Genomic DNA, 8,127 nt, shown 5'->3' on the forward strand with positions numbered 1-8,127 from the left:
CTCAATAACGCCATGTCGATCACTCCTGGATCCCCCGACAAATCAGCCAGGGGAACGATCAAAACATGGGTCAATTCTCAGTGGAAATTTATGCCCCTCCCGGGTCAACTCTCAGCGGAAATCAACACCGTCATCCTCTCCAGCCGCGGGTTGGCGCTCACTGACGTCCGCCTCAATATCGATCCTGTCGTCGGTGTGTATCTTGATGGGGTCTATCTCCCCCGCGCCGTTGGCGTGAATGCGGACGAACTCGTCGATATTGCCCGCGTCGAGGTGCTGGCGGGGCCACAGGGGACATTGTTTGGAAAGAACACGTCGGGCGGAGCGATCAGCATCTTCACCCAGACCCCGACCAACCAGTTCGAAGGGCAAATCCGCGCCCGCTACGGCTCCTACGGAGACCATAGCCTGTCCGCCGTGCTGAATGCGCCCTTGACCCAGACGCTTGCCGTCAGAGGCGTTGTCAGCTTGTCGGGCCGGGACGGCTATGGCCACAATGACTATGATGGGTCGCGCACTGGCAAACAGGACAGCCAGAACTATCGCGCGAGCGCACTGTGGACACCGACCGATGCCTTGAAGGTGACGCTGCGCGGGGATTATACCCACAGCACGTCGACCTTCGGCGCCTATAAAGGCCTTCAGTCGATCAATCCGCTAATCCTGGGTACGGCAACCACCGCCGGTGGCCCCAGCGCCACGCTGGAAGCCGCACTGGAGCGGAACAACCTCTCGAGTACCGCAGCTTTCCTGGCGCTTCCCTTGGCGACGCGCAATGCCATGCTTGCCGACGCGGACGCGGCGCTCCGTACTCTCTCCGGCGGCAATCCTAACGATGGCAATCAGGACGTCGATGGACAGGAAGAAATCCGGATCTGGGGATTGTCCGGAACGCTCGACTATAGCTTGAGCGACAACCTCAGCCTGAAGTCCATCACGGCCTATCGCCATTTCAAACGCGACGGCAGCGTCGATCTCGATGGCACACCCTATGCCATCATCGGCTATCCGGTCCTGAGGGCCAACGACGGACAATTCTCCGAGGAAGCGCAACTGTCCGGCGATTTTCTCGAAGGCCGCCTCAAATCGATTGTGGGAGCCTATTACTCCAGTGAGAGCGGGACCGAGGTCACCTGGCAGACTGCGCTCCGCGTCATCGCGGGGGCCAATCCAACCACGTTCCAGAATGCGCGGGTCAAGACCAAGAGCGTCGGATTGTACACCCAGCACACGTTCAAGATCACCGACAGGCTCGGCCTGACCGGGGGCGTTCGCTGGACCCACGACAGCCGTTCGGTGGACGCGAGCAATTATAATGCAACAAATTGTCTGTCGCTCGGTGTGTCGCTGGCATCGCTCGGCGGCGTCGCCAATTGCCTCAGGCCGATGTCGGTCACATACGAAAAGGTTAACTACACGGCGAGTCTGGACTACCAGATCATCCCTGCCGTCATGGTCTACGCCACGACCCGCACCGGCAATCGAGCCGGCGGTCTGCAGGAAGCGGCCGCCGGGACGACCGTCGCCGCCGCCAACGCGGCCTTTACGCCTTTCAAGCCCGAACTGGTGACCGATTATGAAGTCGGTTTGAAATCCGAGCTTTTCGAGCGACGCTTGCGGCTCAACATCGACTATTATCACGACAAGATCTCGGGTGGACTGCGGCAGGTGCCCGTGCCCGTCCCAGGGAGCACGTTGACGGCTAGTTCCGTCCAGAACGCCGCCGCCATCATCGTCAACGGCGTGGAGTTCGACGCCACCGCGGTTCCGGTGCCCGCGCTCGAATTCTCGGTGAGCGGCGCCTACACCGACGCGCATTTCTCCAACTATGTGACCCCGACTGGCAGGGATCTCAGCTATCTTCCGGTCGCCTATACGCCCAAGTGGCGCGTCAATGTCTCGGCCGCCTATATTATGCACACGGGCATTGGCCGTTGGCGAACGCAGGTCGACTACTCCCATGAAGACCGGCAACTGATTGTCGAACCGGGCGCCTATTCACCAGCTCACGATATCGTGAACGCCCGCTCCACTCTCAACTGGGATCGAGCCGGAATCGAGTTTTCGGTTTTCGGCAAGAACCTCACGGACCGGCGTTATTCGACGATACCCGTCGACCTGAGCGGCTCGCTGGGCGTCGTCGCGCAGGGGCAGTTTTTTCCGCCCCGAACCTTCGGTGTGGAGCTTGCCAAACATTTTTGACGAGCCGAATCGTATTAGCGGTGCTCGCAGTGCGGCCAGGATGGCTTAAGTATTTCGGCAAGGTGCATGCTCTTAACCGCGCCATCGGCGAAAGGTGTGATGTGACGTGCCGCAGGCAAGGGGTAGTTGCGATGGTCGTTCAAACCGGCGCTAACCGGTACGTCGTTTTATTTATCCTCTCGCTGGTCTACATGCTCAATTACGTGGATCGGCAAATAATCGCGATACTGGCGCAGCCGATCAAGCAAGACCTCAACCTCACTGACACCGAACTCGGATTCTTGTCTGGATTCGCGTTCGCCCTAGTTTACACGCTCCTTGGTGTGCCGATAGCTTGGCTTGCGGATCGGGGTCGTCGCGTGCGCATCGTAGCTGTTGCCTGTGCGGTCTGGAGTGTCTTTACGATGCTGTGCGGCGCGGCCGGTAGTTTCACGTCGCTGGCGCTTGCGCGTGCTGGAGTGGGGATCGGCGAGTCCGGCGGAGTCCCGCCCTCGCACTCGCTGATCGCCGACTATTTTCCGCCCGAAAAGCGCGGCTTCGCCATCGCCTTGCATTCACTGGGATTGCCGCTCGGCGCCATGCTTGGGCTATCACTTGGTGGCGGCGTGGCCGCGATCTATGGCTGGCGCGCGGCATTTCTCGCGGTCGGAACGCCGGGAATCCTGGCCGCGATCGCTCTCACCGTTATCGCCCGCGAACCAGCGCGGGGCGGAACCGACGAGCAAATCGCGCTGTCCACTGCGAAGCCCTCTCTGCTCGCTTGCTGGCGTACCTTTCAATCCAGCCCTGTTCTGAGCTTGTTGCTGGTCGCCGCGGCCGCTTACAGCTTCGTCTTCACGGGTTTCGCCAGTTGGGCGCCGTCGATGCTGATGCGTGCGAAGGGCATGTCATTGGGCGAAGTGGCAGCCTATTACAGTCTCGTCAGCGGCGGTGCGACGGCGCTGGGAATGCTGGTGAGCGGCGTTGTGACGGCCCGTTTTGGACGCAATGAGCGCGCCCATCTCCTGATCCCGGCGTGGGCAATGGTCGCTGGACTCCCGTTTTTCGTGTTCGGTCTGCTGGCGAGCGCTTGGACGACCGCGCTCGCATGCCTAGCCATCCCTATTACAACCAGCTCAATGTACCTCGCGCCGGCGACGGCGCTGGTACAGAACAATGTGCCGCCGAATCAACGCAGCGCCGCCGCCGCGATCCTACTGCTGGTGCTCAATCTCTTTGGGACGGGGCTTGGGCCATTGTTCGTTGGGGTTATGAGCGAAACGCTGACGCCGAATTTCGGAGAGCAGGCGCTTATTTACGCTATGCTTGGCCTGACTCCCATCTTTCCGATCGCAGCCGGCACGTTGTGGCTGGTCTCCCGCTCGATGGGTCGGGCGTCCTCCCCAGTAGCGCCAGATGCTATAGTCAATCGACGGTGAATGCCGCCTCGGTCTTGGATCTCAATTCATCAAGCGTGACGCCCGGTGCAAGTTCCGATAGCCGGAAGGACGATGATCCCCGTTCCTTGCGCTCGAACACGGCCAGATCGGTGATGATCATGTCAACCACGTTCGCCCCCGTGAGTGGCAGGCTACAACTTTTGCGGAACTTGGGTTCTCCCCCTTTGGACACATGGTCCATCAGGATAACGATGCGGGCGACGCCAGCCACGAGATCCATGGCCCCGCCCATTCCCTTCACCATTTTCCCCGGAATGGTCCAATTGGCGAGATCGCCATTCTCAGCGACCTCAAGCGCGCCTAAAATCGAAAGATCGACATGGCCGCCGCGGATCATAGCGAAGCTCTCGGCTGAGTTGACGAAGGATGCGCCTGCAAGAGCTGTGACCGTCTGCTTGCCTGCGTTGATCAGATCCGCGTCAACCTCACTTTCGAGCGGAAACGGGCCCACACCCAGCATGCCGTTCTCGGATTGAAAGGTCACGTCTATGCCTTCGGAGAGGAAGTTTGGAACGAGCGTCGGGACGCCTATCCCCAGATTTACATAGTCCCCGTCCTTGAGCTCGCGCGAGGCGCGCGCGGCGATGTCGTCACGAGTCCAGGACATTAGACCGCCTCCGCTCGAACTGTGCGCTGCTCGATCGGCTTCACATAGTCCGCGCCGACCAGAATCCGGTCGACATAGATCCCCGGCGTGTGGACGTGGTCCGGATCGATGGCGCCGACGGGTACTAACTCCTCCACTTCGACCAATGTCATCTTTGCTGCCGTCGCGGCGATCGGATTGAAGTTCCGGGCAGTCTTTCGGAATACGAGATTACCCTTCGTATCGGCCTTCCACGCCTTGACGAGTGCAACATCGGCAAAGAGGCTCGTCTCCATGATATATCGCTCCCCAGCGAAAATTCGCTCTTCCTTACCGTCCGCAACGATGGTTCCGACGCCGGTCTTGGTGAAAAAGGCCGGTATCCCCGCTCCACCTGCTCGAATGCGCTCTGCCAACGTGCCCTGAGGGTTGAATTCAAGCTCAAGCTCGCCAGCGAGATATTGCCGCGCGAATTCCTTGTTCTCTCCCACATAAGAACTGATCATCTTCCTGATCTGACGGGATTGCAGGAGCAGCCCCAGGCCGAAATCGTCAACGCCAGCGTTGTTTGAGATGACCGTCAAACGGCTGACCCCCGAATCACGGACCCCCAGAATGAGCTTCTCCGGGATGCCGCAAAGACCAAATCCTCCGGCAACAATGGTCATTCCATCCGACAAGACGCCATCAAGGGCAGCTTGAGCGCTTTCAACGATCCTAGGCAACATCCGGTCCTTGCGCTGCGGGACGGTCGGTTGGCCGAGGCATCCCTGCTCCCAGTCCAGCCGCCCCAATAGGTCCTGCCTATCGCCCACTGGTTCACATTGCAGTCCCTGCTGGGCGGGACGATGTTGACCGGCCTCCCCGGTCCCCCGCCGGGGGGATAGAGCGACTATCGCCGAAAAGTTAGAACGACGGTGGAGATAGGACGAGGAAGGCTGCAATGACCCTGGAAACCCCCGAGCGCATTCAATCGATGTGGGAAGCGGCAAGCACGCAAATGCGCGAGCGCCGACACCCTGACGGTTTTCCGACGCTTCCGGATATGCCGGCGGCCCGCTACACCAGCGAAGTCTTTTATGAGCTGGAGAAACGGCATCTCTGGTCGAAGACCTGGCTGTTCGTCGGATTGGCGCACGAGTTCGAGGAACCGGGAAGCTATCGAACCTACACGCTCAACGATGCGCCGGTCGTCGTCATGCGCGGGCGAGACAATGAACTGAGAGCGTTTCACAATGTGTGTCAGCATCGCGGTTCGTTGCTCATGAAAGACGAAGCCGGTGTGTCGCGAAACATGCGCTGCCTCTACCATTGCTGGACCTACGATCTCGAAGGGAAATTGATTTTCGTACCGGACGAGCATTATTTTTCCGGCCTTAACAAGGCCGATCGGAGCCTCAAGCCGATCCGCTGCGAGCAGTTTGGGAGCCTAGTGTTTGTAAACTTCGACAATGAGGCGCCGCCGCTGTTGGAATTTCTCACCGACATACCGACGCTGTGGTCCGATATCCCGCTGAACGATCTGCGGTTATTCGAGCGCTTCAGCTTCGAGGTCGATTGTAACTGGAAGTGCCTGCAGGATAACTTTGCTGAAAATTATCATGCCAAATATGTGCATGAGAACACGATCGACAAAGTCATCGATTCGAAGACGTCGGCTCTGCAAATGATCCGCGGCGGGCACAACGCCATCGTCATCAAGTCGCGTGGAACTCTGACGAGCGGAATGGGCGCCGCATTCTTCAAGTCGGACGACGACACCGCCGAGCAGCAGGCGAGCAAGCTCGCGGAGATCTCCCGGAGCGGCCAGCGCAGCTATAATGTCTTCCCCAACGCGACTTTTCCGATCGCAGAGTATCTGTTTCCAATTGTGATGGTCTGGCCGATCGATCCCGGCCGATGCCGGGTAGAGGTTTCGTTCGTCAAGACGGGCAGCGGACCAGACAATGAGAAACTGGATCAGGACACCCTGACCTTCTTCCGGAGGTTCATCGGCGAAGATCTTGATGCGCTCGCGGGTATGCACAAGGCCCTCGCCCACGGCGGCATTGATTCGATCCCGCTGTGTTGGTCGGAGCAGTTCATCTATAACCACGAACAGCATATCGATGCCGTCATCGGACGCGAGAACATTCCTTCCGGGCTGGCTGTAGTGGAGGTCGATCTTCCCTACGCGCACCTATAAATCTTGAGTTGAAGGAGCCCAAAAACCTCGTCAGCAAAGACATGTCCCGGATACGTTGATTGCGTGACACATCGCGCCATCTTGTCTCGCCAACAGGTGATTTAGCGCATGTCTGTGCATGGGCGTCGTGAATGGCGCCCCCAAAAGAAGCTATAGTTATGCTCTCGACCCTCAAGATGTACCCGGACCTGTCCTCTTCCTCGCCCAGACAAACGGACCAAGACGGTCCGGAGGTGGGAGCGAATGTCGAGCGAGTCTGGATTTGCACTGGTACATTCCCTCCGGTGCGAGTGAGTTTCACCACTAAAAGTCGTCGGACAAGGAGCTGTGCCTCCAAGGGATGACATATCCCGATCATCAACGAGCGAAACACTTGCATCATACCATGTGGATCATGGTCCACCAACGGGACTTCCCCCTGATCGAGAGGCCTGGCCGGGGCGGCAATTCGAGATAGCCCGGTATCAGAGCGGAAGAAGGGTCTCATGAGCCTTCACCGCCTCGTTGAGCAATACTCGGTCGCCTGTCAAAAGTGCCGTAAGGCGGCCGAGTTGTTTGCGCTCACCGAAGCGGCTATCCGAGAACTGGGGTTCGATCGTCTCGCACTGGTTCACAGCCTGTGGTTCAGGCGCCCCAGTCCCAATCTCATCCGTCTCGACAATTTCGGTGAGTATGCAGACGTCTTCATCGAGCGGCGCTTCTACGAGGACGATCCGGCGCTGCTCGCATGCCAGCGCACCAACACGGCCTTTCCGTGGACAAGCATATCAGCTTTGATCGACATCGAACCTCGCCATGAGACCATCTTCGAGGAAGCCAGGCGCCATGGGATCATCACTGGAATGACGCTGCCTGTGGGTGTCGCCGGCGAACCACCGGGATGCTGCTCCTTTACGACCAGCAAGACTGACCTCCCCTCGATTTGGCGATGCCGCGCAGCCGCCTTCATCGGCGCTGAAGCGTTCCGTGAGGCCCGCCGTCTCCACGGCTTCCCGATGCGCAAGCGCAGAATTCCCGGGCTCAGTCCGCGCAAGCTGGAAGTTGTCCGCCTAGCCGCGATCGGCAAGTCGGACCGCGAAATCTCCATGATCCTTAATCTTAAAAGGTCGACCATCGAAACCTACATGGCCCAGCTCCGGCAAGCCTTCGACGTCTACAGCCGGACCCAGATTTGCCTGATGGCGGTTCGTCTCGGGCTGATCGGATATGAGGACGCAATGTCTGGATTCTAGGGATGCCGGACGTTTAAAAACCCTGCTCCCTTGATGCTCCCACGACACGGGAGCAAGTCCATGATCCACATATTGCAAGGTTTTTCGCTGGCCGACGCCCGCATGACGTCGATGTTCGCCGATCGCAAGCGGCTGTTTGTCGACCTGATGCGCTGGACGGTTCCGGTCGTCGATAATCGTTATGAAGTTGACCAGTTCGACGACGCCAACGCCATCTATCTGCTCGCCGTTGAGGACGGCGAGCATGTCGGTTCGATGCGACTCCTCTCCACTGACCGGGCTCATATCCTCGATACGCTGTTCCCGGAGCTTTGCGCGGCAGGCGCACCGACGGGCACGGGCATCGCCGAGATCACGCGTAAGCGGTGTTTTCAGACCACGGGCGTCCAGGGCATGAGCTCGCCAACAGCGTTGGCTGGGTGACCGCCGGCTAACTTCGTGAGCGTGTCGGTCAGCCAGACGTGTGGGTTGATGCTGGTCAGC

General features: G+C 59.2%; 8 protein-coding genes. 5 read left to right on the top strand and 3 right to left on the bottom strand.

The features are described from left to right. A partial coding sequence (locus tag EH199_RS23695; RefSeq protein ID WP_124811493.1) for a TonB-dependent receptor occupies positions 1–2,202 on the top strand: 2,202 nt, incomplete at its 5' end. Between the two features lie 131 nt (positions 2,203–2,333). Continuing rightward, positions 2,334–3,620 (top strand): MFS transporter, encoded by a 1,287-nt coding sequence (locus EH199_RS23700; RefSeq protein WP_124811494.1) that lies wholly within the window; start codon positions 2,334–2,336, stop codon positions 3,618–3,620. On the opposite strand, the gene EH199_RS23705 is transcribed toward EH199_RS23700, so the two are convergent. Then, entirely contained in the window at positions 3,607–4,248 is a 642-nt protein-coding gene (locus EH199_RS23705; protein WP_124811495.1) for a CoA transferase subunit B, read from the bottom strand. The two genes, EH199_RS23700 and EH199_RS23705, sit on opposite strands and share 14 nt — an antisense overlap. Continuing rightward, positions 4,248–4,955 (bottom strand): CoA transferase subunit A, encoded by a 708-nt coding sequence (locus EH199_RS23710; RefSeq protein WP_124811499.1) that lies wholly within the window; start codon positions 4,953–4,955, stop codon positions 4,248–4,250. The genes EH199_RS23705 and EH199_RS23710 overlap by 1 nt, the downstream gene beginning before the upstream one ends. 215 nt (positions 4,956–5,170) lie before the next feature. Between EH199_RS23710 and EH199_RS23715 the strand changes: the two genes are divergently transcribed. The 3 genes from EH199_RS23715 (at position 5,171) to EH199_RS23725 (ending at position 8,067) form a co-directional block, all read left to right on the top strand. Next, on the top strand, positions 5,171–6,412 hold the full coding sequence (locus EH199_RS23715) for an SRPBCC family protein (protein ID WP_124811496.1): 1,242 nt from the start codon (positions 5,171–5,173) through the stop codon (positions 6,410–6,412). Positions 6,413–6,897: 485 nt separating this feature from the next. After that, on the top strand, positions 6,898–7,644 hold the full coding sequence (locus EH199_RS23720; protein ID WP_124811497.1) for an autoinducer binding domain-containing protein: 747 nt from the start codon (positions 6,898–6,900) through the stop codon (positions 7,642–7,644). Between the two features lie 60 nt (positions 7,645–7,704). After that, positions 7,705–8,067 (top strand): acyl-homoserine-lactone synthase, encoded by a 363-nt coding sequence (locus EH199_RS23725; RefSeq protein WP_124811498.1) that lies wholly within the window; start codon positions 7,705–7,707, stop codon positions 8,065–8,067. Here the strand turns inward: EH199_RS23725 and EH199_RS25150 are convergent. Further along, complete coding sequence (locus EH199_RS25150) at positions 8,016–8,126, bottom strand: transposase domain-containing protein (RefSeq protein WP_223806728.1); 111 nt, start codon at positions 8,124–8,126, stop codon at positions 8,016–8,018. The genes EH199_RS23725 and EH199_RS25150 overlap by 52 nt on opposite strands. Position 8,127 lies beyond the last annotated feature (1 nt).

This window comes from Novosphingobium sp. LASN5T, from assembly GCF_003856955.1.
GTDB lineage: Bacteria > Pseudomonadota > Alphaproteobacteria > Sphingomonadales > Sphingomonadaceae > Novosphingobium.

Excerpts from the sequence above, each read along its gene's own strand:
- EH199_RS23705 (WP_124811495.1), bottom strand. The coding sequence starts at position 4,248 with ATGTCCTGGACTCGTGACGACATCGCCGCGCGCGCCTCGCGCGAGCTC.
- EH199_RS23710 (WP_124811499.1), bottom strand. The coding sequence starts at position 4,955 with ATGTTGCCTAGGATCGTTGAAAGCGCTCAAGCTGCCCTTGATGGCGTC.
- EH199_RS23700 (WP_124811494.1), top strand. The coding sequence starts at position 2,334 with ATGGTCGTTCAAACCGGCGCTAACCGGTACGTCGTTTTATTTATCCTC.
- EH199_RS23720 (WP_124811497.1), top strand. The coding sequence starts at position 6,898 with ATGAGCCTTCACCGCCTCGTTGAGCAATACTCGGTCGCCTGTCAAAAG.
- EH199_RS23725 (WP_124811498.1), top strand. The coding sequence starts at position 7,705 with ATGATCCACATATTGCAAGGTTTTTCGCTGGCCGACGCCCGCATGACG.
- EH199_RS23715 (WP_124811496.1), top strand. The coding sequence starts at position 5,171 with ATGACCCTGGAAACCCCCGAGCGCATTCAATCGATGTGGGAAGCGGCA.